Origin of the sequence: Paraburkholderia sp. RL17-347-BIC-D (assembly GCF_046027915.1) — a bacterium.
Classification (GTDB): Bacteria; Pseudomonadota; Gammaproteobacteria; order Burkholderiales; family Burkholderiaceae; genus Paraburkholderia.
In genome coordinates this window covers 22,743-48,325 of record NZ_JARESS010000014.1, presented here as the reverse complement: position 1 = coordinate 48,325, position 25,583 = coordinate 22,743, and the positions used below count along the sequence as shown (strand labels likewise).

The window sequence follows — 25,583 nt, the reverse complement described above, 5'->3', positions numbered from 1 at the left end:
GGTCGCCGTTGTACAGTGTCGATTGAATGGAAGGAGACGCGATATGGAGAACCCATCGAACAAGTGGCCGATGCTTTGCGTGTTGGTTTTATCGCTCGCCGGCTGCGCGGCGGGCGGCAGCCCGCAAAGCGCGGCGCACTTGAGCACATCGCAATGCAGCGACCTGGCCGCGCTCAAGAACAACGCCCCTTTAACTCCGGAGCGAAACCGCAGCGAACTGGCGGCTCTAAGGAAAGCTGGCTACGATCCATCCAGGTGGTTCGACCCGTACTACCCGGAGGATCTACAGGCGGCACAGCGCCGGGTCGACAGTTGGTTCCAGGCGGAGTGCCAGCAGGCGCCGCCCGCTTGACGCCAAACTCTAGCGTTGAAGGCCATCGAGAAGGTCGAAAAATTGCAAGGCACCCGTAACCTGATCGTCCATACGGCCGGATGTGGCCCGGTGCTGCTCGATGCAATCTGCATACACCGCGTGAAACTTACGAGTTGACGATAGGCGACTCGCGGTCGACGATTTTTCAAGCACCTTTCCAAGCTGTGCATCGAACCGCCTGACGCGGGTCACTCTGCAACAGGTGATTGCGTTCCCTCAGGCCACCCGAAGAGCCGTCAAGTCCGATCGCCGGATGCCTCCAGCGTCAACGATAGCCGTTATTTCGATAACATATCGAGGCCGACATGCCCGTGCCGTGGGGAAACTCGGTATAGTTCGGAAGCGTGGGCATTTCGGTTGCCCCATTCTGAAGGATGTCGATATGATACCAATCGGTGTAGCAGCCTCAGTACTCAGCGGCGTGAGCAGCGCCATCGGTTCCGGGCTGTCGAAGCTGACAGGCCAGAGCTCCACGAGTGAATCGAGCCAGCCGAGTTTTGCGGCACATCTGAAGGCGGCAACGTCACCGAGCAGTCCAGGCAAAAGCGTCCATCACCTTCACGCGCATGGCGCAGTAAGCGCATTGGCGGATCGGTCGCCATCGTCAGCGCAAGCCACTACCGGTTCCGGTACGACAGCGGTCGGCTCGGTTATCAATATCAGCGCCTAAAATACCACCGCATACGAGTCGACCAGCCGTGTCTGGCCGCATTGTGCCCGGCCAGCGGTCGAATCGATCGTCGTGTGAAGGCGCTACATCGGCTCGGCGCGGCGCCCCTCATTGAGGTCGACGGCATGTTGCTCGCCGAATCGGCCAATCGCTAAAAGAACCCACTCTCAGCAACGGCACAGCCGCATGCCAATGCACGCACTTCTGAAACCGTTCGCCTGCCAAAGACTTTCAGTCGCAGTGCCACCGCATGAACCCATTGGCTTTCCGTCTACGCCAGTGAGCTTGCAGGGTAAGGCTCAATCAATTCAGCGAAACGGTCTGCAAGCGTCTGCCTTGCCCGTGCCGGCCAGATCGCGCTGAGTTCGAAACGCGGCAGCGCGGCGCCGTCGACGATCTCGCACAGCCTTACTCCGCTAAATTGCAGCGCCCGCACCGAACGCGGCAGCAGCGACACACCGCACCCCGCGGCGACGCACGCGAGCACGGTCAGCGACCGGTTCGCGTCCTGCACGATCTCCACCTCGCAATCCGCCTGCCGGAACGCGCTCAGGATGCCCGCGCGAATGTTGGGTAACTGGCCCTGCGGGAACCATACAAGCCCGTGCTGCGCGAGCTCGCGTAACGACACAGTCGCGCCGGCCTGCAACGGAAACGTCGCCGGCAACACCGCGACCAATTGCTCCCGCGCGATTAGCTTCTCCCGCATCTTGCCCGCGACCGCCACCGGCGTATGCAGCAAGCCGATATCGATTTCCCCTTTCTCGAGCGCGCTTGCCTGCTCCGCGTTGCTCATCTCGCGCAGCACCAACTCGACATCCGGCACCGATGCGCGCAACGCCGCAATAGCGCGCGGCAGCACCTCGAACAGCGCCGCCGACGCGAAGCCCACCGTCAGACGCCCTGCCCGTTGCGCGCCGATTTCGCGAGCGCGGTGTGAGGCGGCGTCGATTCTCGCGACGCTCATCCGCACGTCCTCGACGATCGCCAGCCCGGCGGCGGTAAGGTCCGCACCACGCCGCGTCCGGTTGAACAGCTTGACGCCCAGGTCCTTCTCCATGCGAGTGAGCGCCTGACTCAGCGCGGGTTGCGCGATGTTCAGCCGTTCAGCGGCGCGCGTGACGCTGCCTGCATCGGCGACGCAGAGGAAGTACTTCAGGTTGCGCATTTCCATATTAGAACGATATGAAAAATGATCATTTGCATCATATATCTTTATCCACCCGCTCACTAGAATGCCTCCACGTGCGATGAGCAAGCAGACCGTCGTCACGAAAATATCGACAGCCTTGGATGGGACCAGAGTCAGGCGCCAAAGCGCCAACTCGGGTCGACAGGAGACAAAGATGAACTGGTACCGCGAAATATCGACGCTCGAAAAACGCACGCTGTGGAGCTGCTTTGCCGGATGGGCGCTCGACGGCGTGGACACGCAGCTGTTCAGCCTCGTGATCCCGACCTTGCTAGTAACCTGGGGCATCGGCAAAGGCCAGGCGGGCTTGATCGGCGGCGCAACGTTAGTCGCCGGCGCGTTGGGCGGACTGCTTGCGGGCATGCTGTCGGACCGGTACGGCCGCGTGCGCGCGTTGCAGATCACCGTGATCTGGTTCTCGCTCTTCACCTTTCTCAGCGCCTTCGCGCAGAACTTCGAACAGTTGCTTGTTCTCAAGGCTTTGCAAGGCGTGGGCTTTGGCGGCGAATGGACCGCTGGCGCCGTGCTGTTGAGCGAGACCATGCGCGCGGAGCATCGCGGCAAGGCGATGGGCATCGTGCAAAGCGCGTGGGGTTTTGGCTGGGCGGGCGCAGTGCTTCTGTACACGCTGGTTTTCTCGTTCGTGCCGCCGGATTGGGCGTGGCGGTTGCTGTTCGGCATCGGCGTGATTCCGGCCGGCCTCGTGCTTTATCTGCGCCGCAACGTGGTCGAACCGCCACGCGCCGCCGCGCCGGTCGCGTCGCCGAGGCAGGCGCTCCCCGCCGCACGGAATATCTTCGACCGGTCGGTGATTCGCACGACGATCGTGGGCGCGCTGATCGGTGTCGGGGCGCACGGCGGCTATCACGCGATCACGACATGGCTGCCGACTTATCTCAAGACCGAACGGCATCTGTCAGTGCTCGGCACCGGTGGGTATCTTGCCGTCATCATTACGGCGTTCATCTGCGGCTGCTTCGTGAGCGCGTGGCTGCAGGACCGCATCGGCCGCCGGCTCAACGTGATTCTGTTCGCCGTGTGCTGCATCGCGACGGTCAATCTCTACGTCTTCCTGCCGATGGGCGACACCGCCATGCTGTTCCTCAGCTTTCCGTTGGGCCTCTTTGCAGCCGGCATCCCCGCCACGCTCGGCGCACTGTTCAACGAACTCTATCCGCAAGGCATTCGCGGTACCGGCGTGGGCTTTTGCTACAACTTCGGACGGATCGTCTCGGCGGGTTTTCCGGTGCTCGTCGGACACATGGGCAACTCGATGCCGCTCGGCTCGGCGCTCGGCATCGATGCCGGCATTGCCTACGGACTCGTGGTGGTGGCCGCGCTCATGCTGCCGGAAACGAAGAACCGCCGGATCGCGACGGTAACGGCCAACGCCGCGAGCCGCGCATAACGGGGAAACACATGATCGACGAACAGATTCAAACGATGCAGACGCAAGACACTGCGGTGGCGGACCAGTGGTATCACACCAAGGATCAGCGAATCGTCGCAATCGACGCGCATGCCCACGTGTTCGTACGCGGCTTGCCGCTGGCGCGGCAGCGTCGCCATGCGCCGGATTACGACGCAACGGTGGATGCCTACGCCGGTCACTTGCTGTTAAACGGTGTCTCGCACGCCGTGCTCGTGCAACCCAGTTTTCTCGGCACCGACAATTCCTTTTTCCTCGATGTGGCAAAGCGCTATCCGCGACGTTTTCGTGGGGTGGCGGTCGTGGATTGCGCAGTCACCGATCACGAGCTCGCGCTGCTCGATAGCACAGGCGTAGTGGGTATCCGATTGAATCTCGTCGGCCTGAAGCTTCCTCAACTGACCGCACCCGACTGGCGGCGGCTGTTCGCGCGTGTCAACGCACTCGGCTGGCATGTCGAGGTTCACCGTCAAGCCGTGGATTTGCATGCCGTTGTCGGGCCGCTGCTCGAGCAGGGCTGCACGGTGGTCGTGGATCACTTCGGCCGGCCCGATCCGCGCACTGCTGCCGACGATCCAGGCTTCACGTATCTGCTGTCGCTTGCCGCTACCGGACGCGTCTGGGTGAAGCTGTCGGCGGCTTACCGGAGCGCGGTGAACGACGACGGCACAGCATTGGGCACCGCTCTCGCGAGCCAGCTTCTCGACGCTTACACACCCGCGCGACTGGTGTGGGGCAGCGACTGGCCGCATACGCAGCATCAGCAACTCGTCGATTACACCGCGACCCGTCGTGCGCTCGATCTGTGGGTTCCGGACGCGGCGCAGCGCGAGTCTATTTTGACCAGCTCGGCGCGCACGCTTTATCGATTCGAATAAGCGCTCGACCGCGGCGGCCAATCCGCCGGAGCGGCACATCACAACGGCAGCGATTTCAGCCATGTCGCCGATCTTTCGGGATCGGCCGGAAACGCGATTGCAAAAAGGCGCCAGTTCCATCCTGTGACGTTTGCTCACAAAGTCAATATTTTTCGTGCATTGTCCTCCCACCGGTCACGGCGCTTAATCTCCCTTGAGAGCAACCCGCAACGCGTAGATCTGGGGAAAACCATGGACCTTGAGGCGCTCAAACCCGCGATTTCCGATCGGTTGATGAAACGGATCGCCTGGCGGCTCGCGCCGCTGATGATCCTGATGTACATTGCGAACCAGCTTGACCGCGCAAACATCGGCTATGCAGCGCTGACCATGAATGCCGAACTGCATATGACAGCGGCGCAATACGGTTTCGCGGCAAGTCTGTTTTTCCTTGGCTATATTCTCTTCGAAGTACCGAGCAACCTGTGCATGCATCGGTTTGGCGCCCGGCTGTGGATGACGCGCATCCTGCTGAGCTGGGGTCTGCTCTCCTCGCTGACGAGCTTCGTTCCCGACTCCCGTTGGCTCTACATCGCCCGCTTCTTTCTTGGCGCATTCGAGGCGGGTCTGTTTCCGGGCATGGTGTACTACCTCACGCTGTGGATGCCCGCGCGCAATCGCGTCTGGATGATGTCGCTGTTCGTCACCGCTATCCCACTGACCGGTGTGCTCGGCGCGCCCGTGTCCACGTGGCTGATGGCACACGCGACCGTGTTCGGCGTGAGCGGCTGGCGCGCGATGATTCTGCTGGAGGGATTGCCCGCGATCATTCTCGGCGTGGTCGCCTATTTCTGGCTGACGGACGACCCTTCCCGCTCGCGGTGGCTTTCCGCCGCTGAAAAGGGCGAAATCGCCGCCGCGCTGGCTGCCGAACGGGCTCAGGCAGCAACCGCCACGTCGTCGTCCGACGTCTCGCGAGCGCTTCGAAATCCGAAAGTCTGGGCCCTCGGCATCGTCTATTTCGGCACCAACGCCGGCATCATCGGCTTGCTCTATTTCCTGCCGCAAGTCATCAAGACGTTTGAAAGCACATTCGGGGTGAAGTACAGCCTCACGGACGTCGGGCTGATCACGGCGATTCCATTCGGCGTCGCTGTCATCGCGATGCTGATCTGGGGCCGTCTGGTGAGCCGCCACAATGTCGGGGCCTGGCATGTGGCCGGCCCGCTGCTGGTGTGCGCAGCCGCGCTCTCGGTGGCGCTACTGCTGAAGTCTCCCTACCAGTCGATCATTGCGCTTTCGATTGGCGCGTCGGCCTGCTTTTGCAGCATCACGACTTTTTGGCAGTTGCCCAGCCGCATACTCACGGATCGGGCTGCGGCGGCCGGCATCGCGCTGATCACGAGTATTGGCGTATCGTCAGGATTTTTGCTGCCGTATTTTATCGGGTGGGTCAAGGATACGACCGGCACGTTCGTGCTTGCGTTCGTCGGCATTGCAGCGACGATGGTGCTCGCTTCCATCGTGGTCATGCTGCTCGAAACGCGCTGGCGCGAGGTCGGCCTGCGCCGGCTGGCGAGCGAATAGGCGTCGCCTGCGCCTCGCCGCACGAAGGGCTATCATCGGCGTATCCATTGCCCATTCCTTTTCGCCAGCAAGGATTATCGATGCGCCGCGGTGTTCCCAGTCTCAGCGCCCTGCAAGCTTTTGAAGCAGCGGCGCGTCATGAAAGTTTTTCGAAGGCCGCGGCCGAGCTGTCGCAGACGCACGGCGCGGTCTGCAAGAAGGTCAACGAACTCGAGGCGCATCTGGGCATCACGCTCTTCGAGCGAGTCCGTCAGCGGCTGGTATTGTCCGCGGCGGGCGCGGAGTACGCACGGCGGATCCGCGTCCATCTCGACCAGATTCGACGCGATACGCTCGAACTGGTCCGCAAGCAAAGCGAAGTGAAGCTCCAACTGGCCGTCGGCGTCACATTTGCATCTCAATGGCTGATTCCACGTCTGCATGATTTCTACGAGTCCAATCCCGACCTGCAACTCCACATCATGGGTCGCGACCAGCCGACTTTCTTCGACGATTCGAGTTTCGACGCCGCGATCTATTTTGCGCAGAGCTTGTGGCCTGCAATGCCAGGACAGCCGCTCGTCAGCGACGATGAAATTCTTGCTGTCTGTGCGCCCTCGTTGATCGGTACGCGCGGTACGTTGAGCGGCGAAAGGATCAGCGCGCTGCCCTGGATCCACACCCGCGATCTACCGCGCGCATGGCTTGCATGGTCCGAAACGGCGTGCGCCCAGGTCATCGAACCCAGCACGTCGAACCAGCACTACGACATGTTCATCATGGCGATAAACGCCGCGATTTCCGGTCTGGGTGTGGCCTTGCTTCCGCACATCCTGATCGAACGGGAATTGCGCAGCGGTGCACTCGTCCAGATCCACCCTCATTCGATCCCGAATCCGGAGACCGTCTACTACTCGTTTCCAGAGCAGAAACGCGAGTGGGAGCCGCTCAAACGCTTCGATCAATGGCTAGGCGCCGCGGTTCGCGACTATCGTGACGGCTGCCGCGACCGCGCGGCAGCTATCGAAGCGACGCTTGCGTCACACTAGCAATATCCGCGTCAGGCGAGTTCGCGCAGATCGGGATTGTCGCGCAGGAGTTGCTGATAGAGTCCCTGGAATCCAAGCCATGCGACATAGTCGGATCCCAGTTGCGCGCGCGTGGCCTGCGCCTCCTCGTCGGAGAGCGGCTCGATCGGGCCGGCCGCCTCGGCCAGTAACTGCAGCTGGCAGCAACGCTCCATCGCGATGAAACGATACGCTGCGGCATCGACGGATGAGCCGACCGTCAGCAGCCCATGATTGAGCAGAATCGCGGCGCGCTTCGTGCCCATCGTCTGCGCGATCCGGCGACCCTCTTCAGTGGCGAGCACCACTACGTCGCCACGAAATAGCACGTGATCCTCGTGGAAGAGACAGGCTTCCTGATTGAGCGGAGCAAGCAGCCGTGCGCGGGCAGAAAATGCGCGACCGAAAGTCGTGTGTGTATGGGCTGCTGCAACGACATCGGGATTCGCGCCGTGGATGCCGCAGTGAATCGCGGCCGCCGCGGCGTTGACCGGTCCGGTCCCGTGATAAACGTTGGCATCCTCGTCGATGCAAACGAGATCGTCGGGATGAATCGACGAAAAATGCTGTGCGTACGGGTTGACCCAAAACCGATCGTGGAACTCCGGGTCGCGTACCGTGATATGTCCGGCTATACCTTCGGCGAGCCCGAATCGCGCGAAGATGCGAAATGCGGCAGCGAGTTTGAGCTTGCGATGTTGCCGCTCTTCGTCGAGGCTGGCGAATACAGGCGGCTCCGGCAAGCGTCCGCCAATTGGCTTCGGAATCTGCAACTCGCGGACTTCCGCGTGACCCATGACATGCTCCTTCGTGCTGATTGAAGCATTCATTCTCAGGCCGCACGGACCGCACGGTCCATCGACGATTTGTCACAAGTTTGCTTCTTGCGCTCACAAGGCGCGGCCCACTTCCCCATGGCTTGCCGAGATCGGCGCCACTCACGCTTGCGGTGCCCATGGCTCTTCGAACGTCCCGGATGCATGCCCGCGACCGATCGCGCGCCGATCGCGTCCACTGCTTCCGTGCGAGACGGTTAACTCCAATGTGAATGAAGCAATCAGTCGACGTTAACCCGCATGGCATTTTGGCAACCAATACTTTTCACGAGCATGCGAATTCAGATATCGACGCTTGCATGCTCGCGGTCAATCGCCGCGTCGTCGAAAGCAACGCAATGATCCGCCGGCCCCCCCCCACGTGCGATGCCGATCTGGGTGACGCCGGCGCTGAGGAGTGACTGATGAAAAACCCGCGCATTGCCATTCTTGGCTTCGCGATCGAATCGAACCGGTTTGCGCCGGTGTCCACGCGCGCCGATTTCGTATCGCGCGCCTACTTGCAAGCTACCGCGCTCTTGGACGACGCACGCAAGGAAGCGCCGGTGATGACGCCGGAAATTCCCGCATTCGTTCGAACGATGGATGCGACCTCTGAGTGGACACCTGTACCGATCCTCTTTGCCAACGCCGAGTCGGGCGGCCCGGTCGAACACGCATTCTTTGCCGACACGCTGGGCGAATTCGAACAGCGGTTGCGTGCGGCACTGCCGCTCGACGCTGTCTATATCTGTGAGCATGGCGCCGCCATCACGACCGAAGAAGACGATCCCGACGGCGCGGTTTTCACGCTCGTACGCAATATCGTCGGACCTGCGGTGCCGATCGTCGCCACCGTCGACCTGCATGCGAACGTGTCCGACCGGATGGTGAACACCGTCGACGCGTTGGTCTCATACCGCCGCAATCCTCACACCGACATGGCCGAGCGCGGCGCCGAGGCCGCCCGCATCCTGAGCGAATTATTGAATGGCATGCGTACGGCAGTCGCGCACGTGCGCATGCCCGTCTGCGCCCCGCCCACCCAGTTGCTGACCGCCCCGGGAACCGGACCGTATGCGGAAATGATCCGGCGCGCGGAAGCGCTGGACGACCCGCGGATCGTGAACGTCTCGATTGTCGGCGGCTTTGCGTTCGCGGACACGCCGAAGAACGGCTTGACGGTACTCGTGACCACGCGCGGAGATGCACCGCTCGCACATCAAGTGGCCATCGATCTTGTGTCGTATGCGTGGCAAGAGCGTGCCGCATTCACGCCGACGCTGACGCCCCTCGACGACGCGGTGCGCCTCGCCAAAGCGACCAGCGACGATCCTTCGTTAGCGCCCCTGCTACTCGCCGACGTGGCTGACAACCCGGGCGGCGGCGGGCGCGGCAACACGCCGTTCGTGCTCAAGGCGCTGCTCCAGCACGACGTGCAGGATGCGATTCTCGGCGTCGTCACCGATCCGGATCTGGTGGCGGACGCCCACGTGGCGGGCACCGGGCAAACGCTCGTTGCGCGCTTCAATCGTGCTGAAACCACCGTGTATTCGGAGCCGTTCAACGCGCCGGCCCGCGTGTTGAAACTGCACAACGGCAAAGGTGTCGGCCGACGCGGACAACTGGCGGGCTGCAGCTTCGACCTTGGACCGTGCGCGGCGCTGCAGATCGGCGGCGTGACGGTCATCGTCATCAGCAAGCGACATCAGTGTCATGAGCCGATGTTCTTCGAGATGTTCGACATCGACATTGCGCGTGCGCGCGTCGTCGTATTGAAGTCGCGCGGCCATTTCAGGGCGGCATTCGACGAGTTCTTTTCCGACGCACAGATCGTCAGCGTCGATGCGCCAGGTCTGACTTCCCCGATCCTCGCGCGATTCGATTTCAAGAAGCTGCCGCGGCCCGTCATACCGCTGGACGACATTTCCGCGTGGAGTCCGACGGTCCGCACCGTTCTGCCAAGGAGCGACCCGCGATGAACGAATTACCCCGCGAAGACTTGCTGTCTTCACAGCACGCGCAAGGCACGCACCATTGCAACAGAGGATATTCCCAATGAACGATACGCTAGACGTGACGCGAGTCAGACCACAGACCGCCCGGAAGGTCATCTGGCGTCTGGCGCCGCTGCTGATATTGCTCTACATGGTCAACCAGATGGACCGGGCGAACGTCGGCTACGCGGCGTTGACGATGAATCGCGAACTCGGCATGTCGGTCTCCCAGTTCGGGTTGGCCGCCGGCCTCTTCTACGCCGGGTACATTCTCGTTGCGGTGCCCAGCAATCTGCTGCTGGCGCGATTCGGCGCACGGCTGTGGATGACGCGTATTCTCGTCACCTGGGGATTGATCGCTTCGCTGACCGCATTCGTCAACAGCCCTCACATGCTGTACGCGCTGCGCTTTCTCCTCGGCATTGCAGAGTCAGGATTCTTTCCGGGGATGATTCTGTATGTCACGTTCTGGCTGCCGCGGCAGGAGCGGGTGTGGCTGATGTCGCTGCTGTTTCTCGCCATTCCGCTGTCGAACATGCTGGGTGCACCGATCTCAACCTTCGTCATGGAGCATACGCATCTGTTCGGCTGGTCCGGCTGGCGCTCGATGTTTTTCATAGAAGGATTGCCGGCGATCGCGCTCGGTGTCGTCACGTTCATCGTCATGAAAGACCGGCCCGACGACGCCCGGTGGTTGACCGTCGAAGAGCGCGCCGAACTGAGCCATGCGCTCGCGGTGGAGAGGCAGGAAGCCCAACGGTTGTCGCCGAAAAGCGCATGGCTTGCGTTGCTCGACCGGCGAGTTCTCGCATTCGGACTGATCTACTTCGGGATCAATATCGGCGTCGTCGCACTGTCATTCTTCTTGCCGCAGATGGTCGCGGAGTTCTCCCACCTGTACGCTGTCAAATATTCGGTCTTCCAGGTTGGACTGATTACCGCTGTGCCATTCGCGGTGTCGGCGGTGACCATCCTGTTGTGGGGACACTATGCTCGACGTACCGCGCTCAGCGCGTGGCACGTTGCGATTCCAACGGCGATCGGCGGTTTGTCGTTCGCCGCTGCGCTGTTCCTTTCGTCGCCATACGAGGCCATGGCTGCGTTTACGCTCGGCGCGGTCGGCGTCTACACCCCGCATGCCTCGTTCTGGCAGCTGCCTCCGCGCTATCTCAGCAACGCTGCGGCCGCATCGGGCATCGGCCTAATCAATACGATCGGCACGCTGGCCGGGTTCCTCGGCCCCTACGCTACCGGCTGGCTGCACGACGTTACCGGCTCGTATCGCGTGCCGATGCTCGGTGTTGCGGGACTCATGTGCCTGTCCGCGATAATGGTGCTGTTCGTAGAACGCGCAAACCGTGCGGCATTGCAGCCAGCGAGCGCGCCGCAAGGCAGTGCCTCCTGACGTCGGACACACTGCGTTTGCCATTCTCAAGAATCAAGGTGTACCACAATGCGTAATGATGCCAAGCTGATCCTGATCGACAAACACCAGGTCGAGGCCTTGCTGAAGCCTGACGATGTAGTCGAAGCAGTACGGGAAGCATTCGCTCTTCACAGCCGGGGCGAGGGCCGTGTGTTTCCTGTTGTCCGAGAGCCACTCGCGACAGGGGGCGTGTTCGGAATCAAATCGGGCGACGTGCAGTCGCAAGGCCTGCTCGGATTCAAGGCCGCGGGGTTTTGGCCTTCAAACCGCGGCTTGGGCGGCGAACCGCACCAGGCCACCATTCTCCTGATCGATCCGAAAACCGGCCGACCCGTGTGCGTGATCGACGGCAATGCAATCACGACCATGCGCACGGGCGCTGCCGGCGGCTTGGGTTTGACCCTCCTCGCGCGTACGGACAGTGCTCGTCTATGCGTATTTGGCACGGGCGTACAAGCACAAGTGCAGGTCGGATTCGCGATGCGTGTGCTCGAACAGCTTTCCTGCGTTCGCTATATCACCGTGGACGGTGAGCGCGACGTTTCATTCGAAGCGCGGTTCGCCGGACGTTGCGAAGTCCTGCATGCGACCGACCGTAACGCCGCGGTGGCTGACAGCGATGTGGTCGTCACGGCCACGCCGGGCAAAGGGCCACTCTTCGACGCGCATGCAGTGCAACCCGGCACTCATCTCAACTGCGTCGGCGCGGACACCAAAGGCAAACGCGAACTTCCGGAAGATTTGCTGCCGCGCGTCCGCCTTTTTGTCGACGACCGAACCCAGGCGCGCGAAATCGGCGAGACACAATGGGCGCCTGACACGCCATGTATCGAGATCGGCGATCTGATCACCGGCCAGGTTCGGATCGATCGGCATCCTGACGACATCACCCTGTTCGACATGACCGGTATCGCCCTGCAGGATCTGACAGTCGCGCGATTGCTTTACGAGCGTGCCTGCGAAACGGGTCCGGCGACCTCGTTGTCGTGGCCTTGGTAGTATCGCCGCTTCACCGGTCGTCAGACCAGGCCCGCGCCGCTCTGATCGGTGCGGGGTCGCGGCCACATCCGGTCAGCCGGCGCTCGCGCGAGCCGTCGATCCAGCAGCACCAGAGCCCTGTGCACGTTTGCCGCTCCGGGATTGTTCGCTGTCACCCGGCAACCAGGGTTGTTGCAACGTCGACGCATGCAGAAGGTCGAGAAAACGCTGAGCGCGCAGTGAGCGTCCATGCCGCGAGTTGATCAGCGCGACGATATCCGCGTCCGGCTGCGTCCACGCTTCGAGCAGCGGGACGAGCCGCCCCGCGTGCAGATGCTCGGCCACGTCCCATTCTGAGCGCGAAATTATGCCAAGCCCGGCAAGCGCCCAATCACGCACGGTGCCGCCATCATTGCTCGTTAGCATCGGCTCGATTCTGACGTTCGCCGGTGTGCCCTGGTCTCTCGGCGTGAAACGCCACATGGTCACGTCTTCATCGTTCTCGCGCAGCGCGATACAGTCATGCGTGAGCAGTTCTTCTGGATGCTTTGGTTCACCGCGACGCGCCAGATAGCTCGGCGCCGCGCACAGGATGCGGCGATTAGGTGCGAGGCGCCGGCTGACGAGCGACGAATCGCGCAACTCGCCGATATGCACCATCAGGTCCCACATGTCATCCGAGATGCGCGCGGGCCGATCGGACAGCATCAGACTTGCGCTCACTTCCGGGTAGAGGGCACGAAATTGCGCAATGACGGGCGCGACGTAACGCTGCCCGAAACCGAGCGGCGCAATCACGCGCAGATGGCCGGCCACGGTGCCGCGCCGCGATGCCAGCGTGTCTGACAAATTGCCAATGTCATCGCAGATCCGGCGCGCGTGGACCGCAAGCAGCTCGCCTTCGTCGGTGAGCACCATGCGCCGGCCCGATCGATCGATCAACCGCATGCCCAACCGGTTTTCCAGAAGACGCAGCCGCTGCGTAACCGCGGGCGGCGTGACATCGAGCTTGCGTGCGGCATCCGCCAGCGACAAAGCGCTCGCAAGCGTAATGAAAAAATGCAGGTCCTCGGTCGAAATCATTGACTTGGGTGTGAGCGCGGCGATCCGACGATGGTATTCCGTGGCGTTAGTGATCGCCATCATTTTTTTACGCCTGACGTGAGCGATTCCTGCCCATCCGTCTTCGTGTGCGCGCAATGGAGGTGGCAGAACCTACGACGGTGGCGGAGATTAAAAGCCAGCGCGCCCACGCAGGGCTGAATCCAAGGTCCGTCGCCATTTTCAGAGTATTGCGAGCGGTCAGGCGCCAAATCGATGCTCGGAGTAAGGGCGGTTCCCGTCATCATAAATTTGCGCCCCTCGCCTATCGTTGGGGCCGCTCCAGACTTGCGCATTGGTCAATGTTCTTTAATGGTCGTTCGGTCCTCCACCACCCTTCGTTCGGCGCTTGAAGAGTACACCGAATCCAATCGCGACAAGCAAGGCCACCATCAGAACGGCGCTCATGCCCGTCGTGCCGCGCTTGTCAACCGGACCGGACGCAGCGGAAGCCACAGCAGGTGAAGAGCTCTGCGTTTCAACCGGCTTCGGGAGCGCTACGCCAGCGGCACTCCCCTGGCGAACAAGAGAAGCCTCCGACGTTGGGGAGGCCTGAGATGCGATAGAGGGAACTACCTCCGGCACCGGACCGACGGGAGCCATGTCATTGGATGAAGCCATTGCCGGAGCCTGTGCAGCGGCAGGACTGGCTTCGGCAGACCTGGCCAACGCCTTCCACTTGGCGAATACCGTATCAATGCAGTGAACGTCGGTGCAGGCGTTTCGCGATTGCCTCCACTGAGCGAGTCGTTCGGGTGAAAGCTTTCCACTGCTCAGGAGAGCCTGTTGTTGCGCGGAGATATCGTCGTATTCATTGTTCAGGATGGCGTGGTCGCAGATGACGCGTTCAGCCGGTTGTCGCGTGGTGGCGCATTGAATATCGCTTGCCCATGCTCCGGTTGAATCGAAAGCCGCCATTAACAGCAGCACTGGCCAAAATCGCTTTAGATGCACCGGCCCTCCTTGAAGATGGTTGCATTGCTAAGACTGCGGTCGCTCGTGAGCGAAATCCTATGCGCCTACAACGGGATCACGAGACCCCGATCGTGCCGTCGCACGAGGCGTGCCACGCTAACCGCTAAAACGGTATTCGCTGAATCCTTTGAGTGTGCCAGCAGGAGCCGGCACAACAATGGACCCACCGAGTTCATCGCCGTACGCCACGAATCTCTCGTCAAGCAAGCAATGCGCTGTCAAGGCACACAGCGCCGCATCCACTTCGTCGATAGATTTCAGCGACGTCGCGTCAATTCCCGCATTTTGAAGAATTTCTCGGCGCTGAGTTCGTTTCTGCTTCGCGGACGCGACCGCGGTCCCTAGAAAAGCGCTGGTGATAGCGTGGGGGAACGTCTCAAAGCAGACTCGATCACCGAGTTCTCCGCCATTGTTGAAGAGGGGAAAATGCGGTGCGAATGCCTGATAGACAAGCTCGCCGTTGAACATCCACTCGTAGAATCCGCTTTTACTGGCCATGGCTGTTGCGCGAGTCGGTGTGGCGAACGAAAAGATTCGCTGCCGCGCGAGCTCCTTCTCGGCTTGCCTTCCGGCTTCGCCGACTCGCCACAGACAGGGAGCATCGATGCCCACCGCTCCTACCTCGAATTGGAGGCACTTTTCGACCATTTGTTCCGGCGCCTGCGACCGGAGGTTGCACACAATCTGGATGTCACGCAGGATAACCAGATGATTTCCTTTCCGGTCGCCGCCAATATCGATTCCAGCTACAGCTCGTTGTGACCTCATAGTTCCCTACTCTCAACGGAGCACGCTTACCTCGGTAGCAATAGCTGATGCTTAATCCGTCGAAAAACGCAGAAGCGACCTCGCCTGTTCAAGCAGAGCGTGTGACGCGGCAAACTCATTGCGTCCAGCCATAGTCAGTGCGGCTTGGCCTGTGCGCACGAATAGCTCGTCGTCAGATGTCGCGACGACACTCGCGTCGAGACCAGGACGGTCGTATTGGCGAAAAAATGCGAGCATTTGGGACGCATCGGATCGCGAGTCCTTAGCACCGGACCTGGCTAGAATCTCGGCGGCTGCAGCCAGCTGTCGCGTGGCTTGGAGGAATTTAGTGCGGTCCATGACACTTGCCTCATGAGTCAGAGAACCTGATTGAAATCGAAGGCAGCACGATAGCCGCCGACAGATAGTCTATCTCACCGTGCCGCCTCTCGCGCCCAGAGGGTTGCGGCATGTTTGGCCATACCTGGCCGAAAACAATCGTCATCGCGGAATTGCCTGGGTCGGCGCCCACTATATCCGCAGCAAACAGGAGCGTCTCCGTGTGCGTCGAGCAGCTTAAAACCGCCTGCATCCTCACCCGTGACGCTCATTTGCCGACTCTAATGGGCGTCTGACGGTTCGTTCGTCACCGTGTCAACTAACTCCGGCGTTTGCGGCGCGGATTGGGACGCATCGGAAACTGGAACCGGGCCAGTCTCGTGGCGATGGACATCATGCGTAACGAAGCCGAGGTCATGACTTGGAATCTCGAACCAGTCGGGGTTGCCGAACGAGCGGCGGATGTCCTCGAGGCCGCTCGCCCAGTGTTCTCCCATGGTGTCGTTGCTGAATTCGTAGTCCTTGTAGTGACCTTCAAAAAACTTGTTCTTGTAGATGAGGTGCACGACATTGACCGCACCACCGTCGGCCACTTTCTGTGCCTGCTTGACTAGCGGGTGTGTCCGCCGCACTTTCTCCGGAATGTGTTCAAGCAGTTCCTTGATCAGGCGAGCATGCTTCTGGCTCTGCGACACGAAGGCCGTGATGGCGCGGGTACGGCTCGAGTATTGAATGTCCTTGGCCCTCTCGGCGACATCGAGGAAATCGCCAGGCTGCGTTCCACCTGCGCTCCACAGGTCGACCTGGAAAACCAGCGCGTCCTTGTGCTGGCATTCCCGAACGATTTCCGTAAGCGGCGTATTCGAGACCAGACCTCCGTCCCAGTAATATTCTCCGTCGATTTCCACCGCCGGAAAGCCTGGCGGCAACGCGCCAGACGCCATGAAGTGCTCCGGCTCGAGGCGAGTCTGCGTGTTATCGAAGTACACCAGATTGCCCGTGCGAACATTGACCGCTCCGACGGAGACGCGAACGTCACCGTCGTTGATACGGTCGAAATTGGCGTACTTGAGGAGCGTCGCGCGCAAGGCCGTCGTATCGTAAAAGCTCACTTCGGTCGGCGGCTTCTTTGCAATGCCGGCGATGTGTGCGGAAAAACGCGGTGAGAAAAAGCCCTTCTGACCTTCGGTCAAAGCGCGAGCGGCAGCCCACATACTCGACCATTTTCGGGCAACGTCTGGAAACCCGAACGCTGTCGGCACCAAAGCGCCGACATGCCCCAGCAAGTCCGCTGGTTGACAGATGGTGCTCCAGAAGCCGCGCAATGCTTCGACGCGATCCTCCGGTGCATTGCCGGCGATGATGGCGGTGTTCAGGGCGCCAATCGAGATGCCCGAAATCCAGGTGGGTTCGACACCCACTTCAGCAAGCCCCTCATACACGCCGGCCTGATAGGAACCCAACGCGCCACCGCCCTGCAGGACCAAACCGATTTCGTCGTAGGAAGGTAGCTCAAGATGATTCGGTTGCTTTAAAGTATTGCGTTGACTGCGGCGCATCGTCGGCTCCTTATTGCATGAACCAACCGTGGCTGACCACAATCGATTGTCCCGTCAGTGCAGCTGATTCAAATCCCGCCAGGAAGGCGACTGTTTTGGCAACGTCGGCTACGGTGGTGAATTCGCCGTCGACAGTTTCCTTCAGCATCACGTCCTTAACGACCTGGGCTTCCGAAATACCGAGCGCTTTCGCCTGCTCCGGAATCTGCTTGTCGACCAATGGAGTACGAACAAAGCCCGGACATACGACATTCGCTCTCACACCGCGCGAGCCACCTTCTTTCGCGACCACGCGCGCAAGACCCAGCAGGCCGTGCTTGGCGGTGACGTAAGCCGACTTCAGCTTCGAGGCTTCGTGTGAATGGACCGAGCCCATGTAGATGATGGAGCCGCCCTTGCCGGATGCGTACATGTGCCTGATAGCGGCCTTCGTGGTCAGAAATGCGCCATCCAGGTGAATGGCCAGCATCTTCTTCCAGTCGGAGTACTCGTAGTCTTCAATCGGGTTGACGATCTGAATACCGGCGTTCGACACCAGCACGTCGATGCTGCCGAGTTTGCCGACGGCTTCTTCGATACCAGCGTTGACCGCTTCTTCGCTCGTCACGTCCATCGACACGGCCAGTGCTTTCCCACCTGCGGCGACGATACTGTCCGCGACCTGCTGCGCGTTTGCCAGATTCAGGTCCGCAATGACGACGGCCGCGCCGTCCGAAGCCAGCTTGCGCGCGCATTGCTCACCGATACCGCTTGCGGCGCCCGTCACGAGCGCGACTTTTCCTTGCAACGACATAATTTGCTCCTTGTTGAATTATTGGTTCACGGCGAGCTTCAGCGCTTCCGCCGGGGCGAGGTAGTCGTAAGCGACTTCGCCCACATCGAGGGTGAGATTTGCAATGACGTGCCTGGCCGCCACTACCCTTTTGACAGGCAGGTCAGCGACCGGCGCCAACGCATGTGCGTGCAGGTCGAGCGCAGCGGGGCCTTCCCATGCACCGAGCACAGAAACGTCGCGCAAGTAGAAACGTACGAGTTCACAAATCCGCGGGGAGCCATCGACATGGGGGATGACCTTCAACAGATAGTTGGGTGTGTCCGCGAGTTTCTTGCGTTCAGATTCGATATCGAGCGGGCGGTACTTGTAGCCCATCGTGCCGGTAGCGACCCGTTGCGTCCCATAGTCGAGTGTGCCCAGCAACGTATCTTTTCCGTCGACGGATAAACGGGGTGAAGCGAGCTTCTTCGGGAAACCCCAAATCTCCCGGCCGCCGGCGATCGGACCTTCGTCATCGAGGTACATCGCGTGCGTATAGCTGGCTTTCCGGCCGGCTTCATCCAGGACCGAAATGACTTGACCACTCTCTGTGTAGTCGCCAAAGCCGGATGAATCCGGCATCCGGATGAACTCGTAGTGGACCAGACCATTGTCGACCGTCAAAGGCTCCGGCACGACCGCGCGAACCGCATCGATGTCGGTCTCGTACGAAATGATGAAGTATTCGCGGTTGAGGAATCGAAATGGTGGACGCGGATAGGCCGGGTTGTGCACCGGCATTGCGAAGGCATTTGCGCGGATTTCATCGAGTGTCACAGCAATTCTTCCTTTGGATAACGAAGGCAGCATCATAGAGGCAAGTCATAGGGGGTTTCAGCGAAGCGCACATGGCGGACGGCGATTCCATGACTGACGTGTCAGGCGTCGAGTGCCCATCCCGCTTAGGTTTGAGCTGTGTTTATGCTTGCCTCGATGCCACATGTTGCAACTTCGCAATACATTGTTGCAGGATGGATTTCGGCGTCGAAGGGAACCCGCGCATACGACTGGGAGTCGCACGCCGACATCGCGTAGTGGCGATGTGGCGGCTGAGTCGGTGCACAGGTTGTGTCGTGGCCGCTTTTCTATTCGCCGATAAGTTTTCCAAGCAGACCATGCAATTCGACCAGTTCTGCAAGCGAGAGTCTGGCGAATCGTCCGCTCAATAGACTGGGCGTCATCTGCTCGAGGCGGGTGTACATGCTGGCACCCACTTCCGTCAGCGCGACTCTTACTACTCTTCGGTCTTCCACGCCTCGGGAACGCTGCAGCAACAGCCTCTTCTCCAATCGGCCCAACAACCGGCTCATGAATCCCGAGTCGACGCCTAGCACCTCAGACAATCCCGTAGGTGTGTCGGCGACACTTTCACCGATTGCCATCAGGACGGTCGCTTCATTTGCGCTGAGGTCGAGGCTGCTGAAAGCCTGATTCAACTCCCTCAGCAAGGCAGCGCGCGCTCTGACAAGGCGCGATTCTACGTTGCGAACCAAAGAAAAATCGACATCGGCGGAGGCCCCGTGAGGACGCGCCCCGTTCAAGGCAGGGCTCGATTCGGTTGTCGTGACTGGCATTCATGCAGCCCTGATTGCGTTGAACATTGCTCTTCGGAGGAGCGATGGTAGCAAGGCGGGGCCGACGCCGTAATTACATGTTTATGTTGTGACCTCGCGGGGATGTCACTGGGACGCCTTCGCACAACGTCGCCGGTAACTTACCTGGCCGGCGTCGCGAACGGCGCCGTTCCCGATTTGCCCGGGCGCAGCATCGCAGGCGTTTCGACGTGATGCGCGCATCGATCCGGGAAAATCGCGCATTGCAGTCCTCCTTGAACGACTTCGGAACTGTCGACTCTAAAGACAAGGGGCCACCCGGCCTCACGTATGAGCCTCTGCGTGTTGAACTCCATAGAAAGCGGACTCAGCGCTATTTGTCCATGCCTCGTTGCGCCGTCGCTAGTCGTTCGAACGGGCCGCGAGGCGAGGAGAACGCAAATGAACAGGTTCGTTCGTTTTCTGGTCGCTGTCGGGCTAGGCGCGGGTGCGGCCGGCTTCGCGCAGGCGGGCGGTGTGTCTGTGGGCGTCGGCATTGGTGTGGCGGGCCCCGTGTATGCCGGTCCGCCGGTTATCTATGCGCCGCCGCCCGTCATCTACGGTCCGCCGGTGATATTTGGACCGCGCCCCTGGCCCGGATACTATCGTTATCCCTATTGGTACGGCGGATATCGAGGCTATTACGGCCGCGGTTACTACGGCCCTGGTTACTATGGGCGTGGGTACTACGGCCATGGGTACTACGGCCGTGGGTACTATGGACGTGGTTATTATGGACGTGGCTACTACGGGCATCCGGGGTGGCGACGCTAGAGCGCACGAGTGACTGTCTCCGCACAACTCCAGCGCATTCGAAATGCGTGCACAGGTCGCTCGTAGCGAACCTTTCTTCCCTACCCGACCTGCATACGTCCCCGAAATCGTACTTCCGCGCTGCATGAATGGCGATTACTGACCTAACCTAGCCCGCTTCGCGGAAGTGTTGGCTTTGGAGACGGCATATAAGCTGAAATGTTTGTCTGAACCCAACATCGAGTCGTCCGCTCGCACGCTCACGCCGGGCATCAACAAGGCGGGCAGCCCGGCTGGATTGGCAGCCCGAAAACTTCTATCTCCGTCGGCACGGTCGTTGCAACTATGGCTGCCTCAACGGGAGATTGCCATGATGAGCTGCTTGCAGGGTTTCGCTAATTCCATTCCAGCGCGTGCGTCTTCACTTGTCGCCGTCGCTTCTATCGCTGTTGCGGTGGTCTGCGGGACCGGCATCGCAGCATTTGCCGGGTTACTGCCTGCGTCGGATGACGTAGCCGTCGCAGTGACTGTGACACCGTTAATTGACATGCAAATTGACGCTTATGTGAAGCGTGTCGCAGCCATGGATTGAACCGTCAGCCACAAACAAGCGAGAAACCGGCGACATGCACCGCTCAGTCCGTGCGAGCTACCGCGACCTCGATGCCAGACAGCGGTCAGGAGCGCAGCACTAATTTCAAGCGTCCCAGCTCAGCAGGTCTCGTGTATGACCGATACAGTTCGCCCACCGTGCCGAATGCCAAAGCTGGTTTGAGAGTCGCACCCGGAAGTGCGCTTGTAATCCAATCAAAGGCATTCATTTCACGTTGAGCAGCATGCACCGCTGCAGTGAGCACAGTGAGGGCTCGCTCCGCGGAGTGCCCACCAAGGTCGACGAAGCAGCTCTCAAATGGATGTTTCGTTGCGCTCTCGACGTGTAACGCTGACTTTCGGACGTTCAAATCAATCTCCTTCGCGGATCGCCCGTCCTGTATATCAACTGATTGTGACAATGCATCGCGTTGTCCATTCAATGATGCGACTCGGCTCGCGTGGACGCTCCGGGTGCGACGCGCCCCGATTGCAACTGGACGTGATTTGTTGAAGTAACAGCGCCCGACCTCCCGACAGCATCAAGGCTGGGACACATCAGGCTGCGTCGTCGCGAGCATCCCGTTTTCGAATCCAGTCGCGAGTATTCCCCGTATATGCGGTCAGACCCACGCAATTACGCGTGGCGACTCTGGAGGAGTACACCATGAAATACAAGACTATATTCGTCGCTATCGCGCTGTCTGCCGCGGTATCAGGCGCCTTTGCAGCCAGTGACACGGTCATGGTCGGCGGTCAGGCCATGTACCCGAGCAAAGACATCGTAGACAACGCGGTCAACTCGGCCGACCACACCACGCTCGTTGCCGCGGTCAAAGCCGCAGGTCTCGTCGAGACGTTAAAGAGTGCAGGCCCGTTCACGGTGTTTGCACCGACGAACGAGGCCTTTGCTGCGTTGCCCGCCGGTACGGTCGATACGCTCGTCAAGCCTGAAAACAAGACGATGCTGACCAGCATCCTGACGTACCACGTCATTCCGGGGCGCTATGACTTCCGCAAGCTCGATCAGGCCATCAAGGCGGGCGGCGGCAAGGCGGAACTGAAGACAGTCAATGGAGAAGAACTGACATTCACGGAGAACGGTCCGCACAACATCGTAGTAATGGATGCCAGTGGCCACACTGCCGACATTTCCACCTATGACGTCACCCAGAGCAACGGCGTCATCATGGTCGTAGACAAGGTTCTGATGCCGAAGTAATAAGAGAAGCGCTCAGCGTCAGACGCTGGAATTCAGCGTAACGCCGTCATTTTCGGTGCCGGGCTCCGACTCACTCGCATGCCTCGCATCTGGGCGCAGCAAATGTCTGCCCTGTTTGCATTGGAGTGGCTGCTTGCGATATGCCGCTGCGCAACCAGTCAGCGTTTAGCGGCTTACGAGACTTTGGCGTGGCTGACGCACGCGCCTGCATCAAAGGAGAAATACCATGGAAAAGTTGACGACAAAAGTTCTGTTCGCGCGTGTCGCTGTCGCGTCACTCTGCGCGTGCGCCGCGACGCTTGCGCAGGCCGGCGGGAATGGCAATGGTGGAAATGGCAGCGGCGGCGCTCACGGTGCCGCAACCGCAGGGATGACGTATCACAGCGAACCCATCTCGAGCCCCTGGAATCGGGTTCCTGGCGACATGAGCAAGAGCGCGGACACGGCTCATAGAGATATGCCCGGCATGACGCCCGACGACAGCAGTATGTCTAAAAAAACTGGGCAGTAACTGCTTGAAAGTTTGCCGGCGCCAGAAGACTCATGGTCTGCGCGCCCGGCAACAGGTTCGCAAGCGCTCGCTACGTCAGGTACGGAAGTCTGCGGCCCGTCTGCTCATAGAGCTGACCGCCCTGGTAACCGCATGAAGTTCTCGATGAGCCGCAGCAAGTCCGTCTCGTCCGGCCGCGTGCCCCAACGGCTATATCCCGCAACAGATGCAATGGCGAACCAGGAATGCGGCGGAAACCATTCTGCCCGCACTGTTACGCCGCCGATAATTCGCAGTCGTCCCGTATCGCAGAGGAATTCAGCGTGAATCTTTTCGCCGCCGACAGTTTTGCTGGCAACTACTGGCGTGGATCGAAACATAAAGCCCTCCTGCGGTTTCCGATTGCCTAAAGTGGATGCTCGTGTGCTAGCTCTCCCGAAGAAAACGAACATGGCCCGGACGTTTGCATCAACCCGTCGAGCCGGCGGCGAAAACTAGGGTTACTGACGACACCGCATATTGAGAGGCAAGTTGCATGCCGGATGAGCAAACGACCGGCAATCGGTCTTTTGCTCATTTTTGCATTTGCTATTGGTTCTGGTCGGGGCAGTTGCGCGGGTCGGATGCACGAAAATGAACAACGCGGCACCCGTTCTGTGCTGCGCAGCGTGCCAGCGTCTGCCGCTTCTGTAATTTCTCTACCAGCGCTTCGGCTGGCTCCATAAACGCTAGGTTTGATATCGATGACTTTGATGGCAACGATTAACGCGTACATCGCGCAGTACCTCCGTCAACGTTCGAAATAGACGGCGCGAGGCGTGTACCCTTACGATTGAGCCACAAATTCATTCCCAAAGCCGGCTCCCCGCCGGCGATGAATCTCCTTCACACTACCCAACGCATAGAACCCGTAGTCGAGTTGCAGCAGGTCCGAATAACTACATAGCGCCGGAGCCCGGCTCCACGGTGCGGTTTGGAGACATCATGAGCGCAGGCTTTCAACACCCGTTTCTCGCCACTGCGAACAGCGTCGAGCGAGGCAAAATCGTCAGTGCCCAGCAGGCCGTCAGGCTGATTCGTCCGGGCAACACGGTGGCAACGGGCGGCTTCGTCGGCATTGGCTTTGCGGAAGAAATCGCCGTCGCACTTGAACAGTTGTTCCTCGACTCAACCGCTGAGGATAGCGACGCGCCCCGAAATCTGACGCTAGTCTACGCGGGCGGTCAGGGCGACGGCGCCCGCAAGGGCCTGAATCACCTTGCTCACGAAGGTCTGGTTCGGCGGGTCATTGGTGGTCACTGGGGACTCGTTCCGGGCCTTCAACGTCTGGCCGTTGAGGGTCTCATCGAAGCCTATAACCTCCCGCAAGGCGTTATCTCCCAGCTGTTTCGGGACATCGCCGCGCATCGGCCAGGTCACTTGTCCACAGTCGGACTCGATACGTTCGTCGACCCGCGCAACGGCGGCGGCAAGCTCAACGCCCGCACGACCGAGGACCTGGTTAGCCTGATATCGGTCAACGGCGCTGACTGCCTTCTGTACAAGACATTTCCGGTCGACGTAGCCATCGTGCGTGGTACCACTGCCGATGCAAACGGCAATGTGACGATGGAAAAGGAAGCGCTGACCCTTGAGTCGCTTGCCATTGCAATGGCCGCACGCAACTCCGGTGGCATCGTGATCGTTCAGGTCGAGCGCATTGCCGAGTCAGGGACCTTGAATCCACGACAGGTCAAGATACCTGGGATTCTGGTCGATTGCGTCGTGGTCGCAAAACAGGAAAACCACTGGCAAACCTTCGCCGAGTCGTACAGCCCCGGCTTTGCGAGCGAGCTTCGCATTGCGACAAGTTCGATTCCGACCATGGCATTGACTGAGCGGAAAGTCATTGCACGGCGCGCTTCGTTCGAGCTGATGGCCAATAGCGTCGTCAACCTTGGGATTGGCATGCCGGAAGGGATTGCCAGCGTCGCGAACGAAGAAAATGTCTGCGACCTCTTCACGATGACAACCGAGCCGGGCGTCATCGGGGGTATCCCTGCCGGGGGCTTGAATTTCGGCGCCGCGACCAATACCGACGCCATCATCGACCAGCCCTACCAGTTCGACTTTTACGACGGCGGTGGCCTGGACATTGCATTTCTCGGGCTCGCGCAAGTCGACCGGGAAGGCAACCTCAACGTGAGCAAGTTCGGGCCAAAACTGGCGGGCGCGGGTGGGTTTATCAACATCTCGCAGGCGGCGAAGAGGGTTGTGTTTGTCGGAACGTTCAACGCCGGCAAGCTGGAAGTGAATATCAAAGATGGGCGCCTGCAAATTCTTCAGGATGGCGTCAGTCAAAAATTCGTGGACGCAGTGGAACATCGCACCTTCGGCGGTCGCTACGCCAACGAACGGCAGCAACCCGTGCTCTACATTACGGAGCGCTGCGTCTTTACCCTGACGCCTGACGGACTCGAACTCGTCGAGATTGCACCGGGGGTCGACCTCCAGCGAGACATCGTTTCCCAGATGGGCTTCGCTCCTGTCATCAAATCGCCGCCGCGCCTGATGGACGCCCGCATTTTCGACAATAAACCGATGGGTTTGCGAGCAATGCTGCTGAGGCTGACACTCAGTGAGCGGTTCAGCTACGACGCCGATAAAAACATGTTGTTTATCAATTTCGAAGGCCACAAGGTCACGACTGTTGACGACGTTGAAGCAGTCAGAGCTGAGGTCGAACGGGCGGTGTCCGGCCTCAAGGTCCGGCCTCACGCAATCGTCAACTACGACAATTTCTCGATAGCGCCCGAAGTCATCGATGCCTATTCCGAAATGGTGACTGGCCTGGTCGCCCGATATTACTCGGACGTGACTCGATACACGACAAGCAGCTTCCTTCGAATGAAACTGGGGGACGCGCTGCAGCGGCGCAGTGTCGCCACGTACATTTATGAGAGCCCCGAGGAGGCGTCGTCTCACGAGTCACATTAGCCCGACGGATGCGCTTATGACGATGGAACCAAGACGCGGGCTACGACGAATACT

The 25,583-nt window shown here is 60.2% G+C and carries 24 protein-coding genes; 14 read left to right on the top strand and 10 right to left on the bottom strand.

All coding sequences use genetic code 11. From position 1 onward, the window contains the following. The first annotated feature begins 43 nt into the window (after window positions 1-43). Complete coding sequence (locus P0D96_RS20310) at window positions 44-352, top strand: DUF4148 domain-containing protein (protein ID WP_408179236.1); 309 nt, start codon at window positions 44-46, stop codon at window positions 350-352. A gap of 962 nt (window positions 353-1,314) precedes the next feature. Here the strand turns inward: P0D96_RS20310 and P0D96_RS20305 are convergent. After that, window positions 1,315-2,217 carry a LysR family transcriptional regulator gene (locus P0D96_RS20305; protein WP_408315020.1) on the bottom strand — a complete coding sequence of 301 codons (903 nt, stop codon included), beginning with the start codon at window positions 2,215-2,217 and terminating at the stop codon, window positions 1,315-1,317. A 172-nt stretch (window positions 2,218-2,389) separates the two neighbouring features. On the opposite strand from P0D96_RS20305, the gene P0D96_RS20300 reads away from it, so the two are divergent. From P0D96_RS20300 to P0D96_RS20285, 4 genes are all read left to right on the top strand, one after another. Further along, window positions 2,390-3,643 (top strand): MFS transporter, encoded by a 1,254-nt coding sequence (locus P0D96_RS20300; protein ID WP_132374991.1) that lies wholly within the window; start codon window positions 2,390-2,392, stop codon window positions 3,641-3,643. 11 nt (window positions 3,644-3,654) lie between these two features. After that, window positions 3,655-4,542: an amidohydrolase family protein gene (locus P0D96_RS20295; RefSeq protein WP_408280387.1), complete on the top strand. Its 888-nt coding sequence runs from the start codon at window positions 3,655-3,657 to the stop codon at window positions 4,540-4,542. A gap of 273 nt (window positions 4,543-4,815) precedes the next feature. Next, a complete protein-coding gene (locus P0D96_RS20290; RefSeq protein ID WP_408315018.1) occupies window positions 4,816-6,108 on the top strand; it encodes an MFS transporter in 1,293 nt (430 codons plus the stop codon). An 80-nt stretch (window positions 6,109-6,188) separates the two neighbouring features. Beyond that, on the top strand, window positions 6,189-7,136 hold the full coding sequence (locus P0D96_RS20285) for a LysR substrate-binding domain-containing protein (protein ID WP_408179239.1): 948 nt from the start codon (window positions 6,189-6,191) through the stop codon (window positions 7,134-7,136). Window positions 7,137-7,147: 11 nt separating this feature from the next. On the opposite strand, the gene P0D96_RS20280 is transcribed toward P0D96_RS20285, so the two are convergent. Next, window positions 7,148-7,951 carry a class II aldolase/adducin family protein gene (locus P0D96_RS20280; RefSeq protein ID WP_408179240.1) on the bottom strand — a complete coding sequence of 268 codons (804 nt, stop codon included), beginning with the start codon at window positions 7,949-7,951 and terminating at the stop codon, window positions 7,148-7,150. Between the two features lie 251 nt (window positions 7,952-8,202). Here P0D96_RS20280 and P0D96_RS20275 point away from each other — a divergent pair, with 251 nt between their 5' ends. The 4 genes from P0D96_RS20275 (at window position 8,203) to P0D96_RS20260 (ending at window position 12,391) form a co-directional block, all read left to right on the top strand. Next, complete coding sequence (locus P0D96_RS20275) at window positions 8,203-8,391, top strand: hypothetical protein (protein WP_408179241.1); 189 nt, start codon at window positions 8,203-8,205, stop codon at window positions 8,389-8,391. A 3-nt stretch (window positions 8,392-8,394) separates the two neighbouring features. Next, window positions 8,395-9,951: a M81 family metallopeptidase gene (locus P0D96_RS20270; RefSeq protein ID WP_408179242.1), complete on the top strand. Its 1,557-nt coding sequence runs from the start codon at window positions 8,395-8,397 to the stop codon at window positions 9,949-9,951. 76 nt (window positions 9,952-10,027) lie between these two features. Beyond that, the gene (locus P0D96_RS20265; protein WP_408315016.1) at window positions 10,028-11,371 is read left to right on the top strand and encodes an MFS transporter; all 1,344 of its coding nucleotides are present in this window, start codon (window positions 10,028-10,030) and stop codon (window positions 11,369-11,371) included. A 48-nt stretch (window positions 11,372-11,419) separates the two neighbouring features. After that, a complete protein-coding gene (locus tag P0D96_RS20260; protein ID WP_408315014.1) occupies window positions 11,420-12,391 on the top strand; it encodes an ornithine cyclodeaminase family protein in 972 nt (323 codons plus the stop codon). Window positions 12,392-12,463: 72 nt separating this feature from the next. On the opposite strand, the gene P0D96_RS20255 is transcribed toward P0D96_RS20260, so the two are convergent. The 7 genes from P0D96_RS20255 to P0D96_RS20225 form a co-directional block, all read right to left on the bottom strand. Next, complete coding sequence (locus P0D96_RS20255) at window positions 12,464-13,516, bottom strand: LysR family transcriptional regulator (RefSeq protein WP_408315012.1); 1,053 nt, start codon at window positions 13,514-13,516, stop codon at window positions 12,464-12,466. A gap of 264 nt (window positions 13,517-13,780) precedes the next feature. Further along, window positions 13,781-14,425: a lysozyme inhibitor LprI family protein gene (locus P0D96_RS20250; RefSeq protein WP_408315011.1), complete on the bottom strand. Its 645-nt coding sequence runs from the start codon at window positions 14,423-14,425 to the stop codon at window positions 13,781-13,783. Between the two features lie 117 nt (window positions 14,426-14,542). Further along, window positions 14,543-15,214: a DUF429 domain-containing protein gene (locus P0D96_RS20245; RefSeq protein ID WP_408315009.1), complete on the bottom strand. Its 672-nt coding sequence runs from the start codon at window positions 15,212-15,214 to the stop codon at window positions 14,543-14,545. A gap of 599 nt (window positions 15,215-15,813) precedes the next feature. Beyond that, complete coding sequence (locus P0D96_RS20240) at window positions 15,814-17,091, bottom strand: DUF3734 domain-containing protein (RefSeq protein ID WP_408179248.1); 1,278 nt, start codon at window positions 17,089-17,091, stop codon at window positions 15,814-15,816. 10 nt (window positions 17,092-17,101) lie between these two features. Continuing rightward, window positions 17,102-17,884, bottom strand: coding sequence for a 3-hydroxybutyrate dehydrogenase (locus P0D96_RS20235; protein ID WP_408280364.1), 783 nt, complete (start codon window positions 17,882-17,884; stop codon window positions 17,102-17,104). Between the two features lie 18 nt (window positions 17,885-17,902). Further along, a complete protein-coding gene (locus P0D96_RS20230; protein ID WP_408179251.1) occupies window positions 17,903-18,682 on the bottom strand; it encodes an acetoacetate decarboxylase in 780 nt (259 codons plus the stop codon). A gap of 308 nt (window positions 18,683-18,990) precedes the next feature. Next, window positions 18,991-19,446 (bottom strand): MarR family winged helix-turn-helix transcriptional regulator, encoded by a 456-nt coding sequence (locus P0D96_RS20225; RefSeq protein ID WP_408179252.1) that lies wholly within the window; start codon window positions 19,444-19,446, stop codon window positions 18,991-18,993. Window positions 19,447-19,899: 453 nt separating this feature from the next. Between P0D96_RS20225 and P0D96_RS20220 the strand changes: the two genes are divergently transcribed. The 4 genes from P0D96_RS20220 to P0D96_RS20205 all read left to right on the top strand — a co-directional run bounded on the left by P0D96_RS20220 (window position 19,900) and on the right by P0D96_RS20205 (window position 22,574). Further along, complete coding sequence (locus tag P0D96_RS20220; protein ID WP_408179253.1) at window positions 19,900-20,271, top strand: hypothetical protein; 372 nt, start codon at window positions 19,900-19,902, stop codon at window positions 20,269-20,271. A gap of 202 nt (window positions 20,272-20,473) precedes the next feature. Continuing rightward, window positions 20,474-20,842, top strand: a complete 369-nt coding sequence (locus P0D96_RS20215) for a hypothetical protein (protein ID WP_408179254.1) — start codon at window positions 20,474-20,476, stop codon at window positions 20,840-20,842. 666 nt (window positions 20,843-21,508) lie between these two features. Continuing rightward, window positions 21,509-22,063 carry a fasciclin domain-containing protein gene (locus tag P0D96_RS20210; RefSeq protein WP_408179327.1) on the top strand — a complete coding sequence of 185 codons (555 nt, stop codon included), beginning with the start codon at window positions 21,509-21,511 and terminating at the stop codon, window positions 22,061-22,063. A gap of 226 nt (window positions 22,064-22,289) precedes the next feature. Then, complete coding sequence (locus tag P0D96_RS20205; RefSeq protein ID WP_408179255.1) at window positions 22,290-22,574, top strand: hypothetical protein; 285 nt, start codon at window positions 22,290-22,292, stop codon at window positions 22,572-22,574. Window positions 22,575-22,678: 104 nt separating this feature from the next. Here the strand turns inward: P0D96_RS20205 and P0D96_RS20200 are convergent, their stop codons facing one another. Then, on the bottom strand, window positions 22,679-22,933 hold the full coding sequence (locus P0D96_RS20200; RefSeq protein ID WP_132375010.1) for a hypothetical protein: 255 nt from the start codon (window positions 22,931-22,933) through the stop codon (window positions 22,679-22,681). A 604-nt stretch (window positions 22,934-23,537) separates the two neighbouring features. Here P0D96_RS20200 and P0D96_RS20195 point away from each other — a divergent pair. After that, window positions 23,538-25,529 carry an acyl CoA:acetate/3-ketoacid CoA transferase gene (locus P0D96_RS20195; RefSeq protein WP_408315006.1) on the top strand — a complete coding sequence of 664 codons (1,992 nt, stop codon included), beginning with the start codon at window positions 23,538-23,540 and terminating at the stop codon, window positions 25,527-25,529. Window positions 25,530-25,583: the final 54 nt, after the last annotated feature.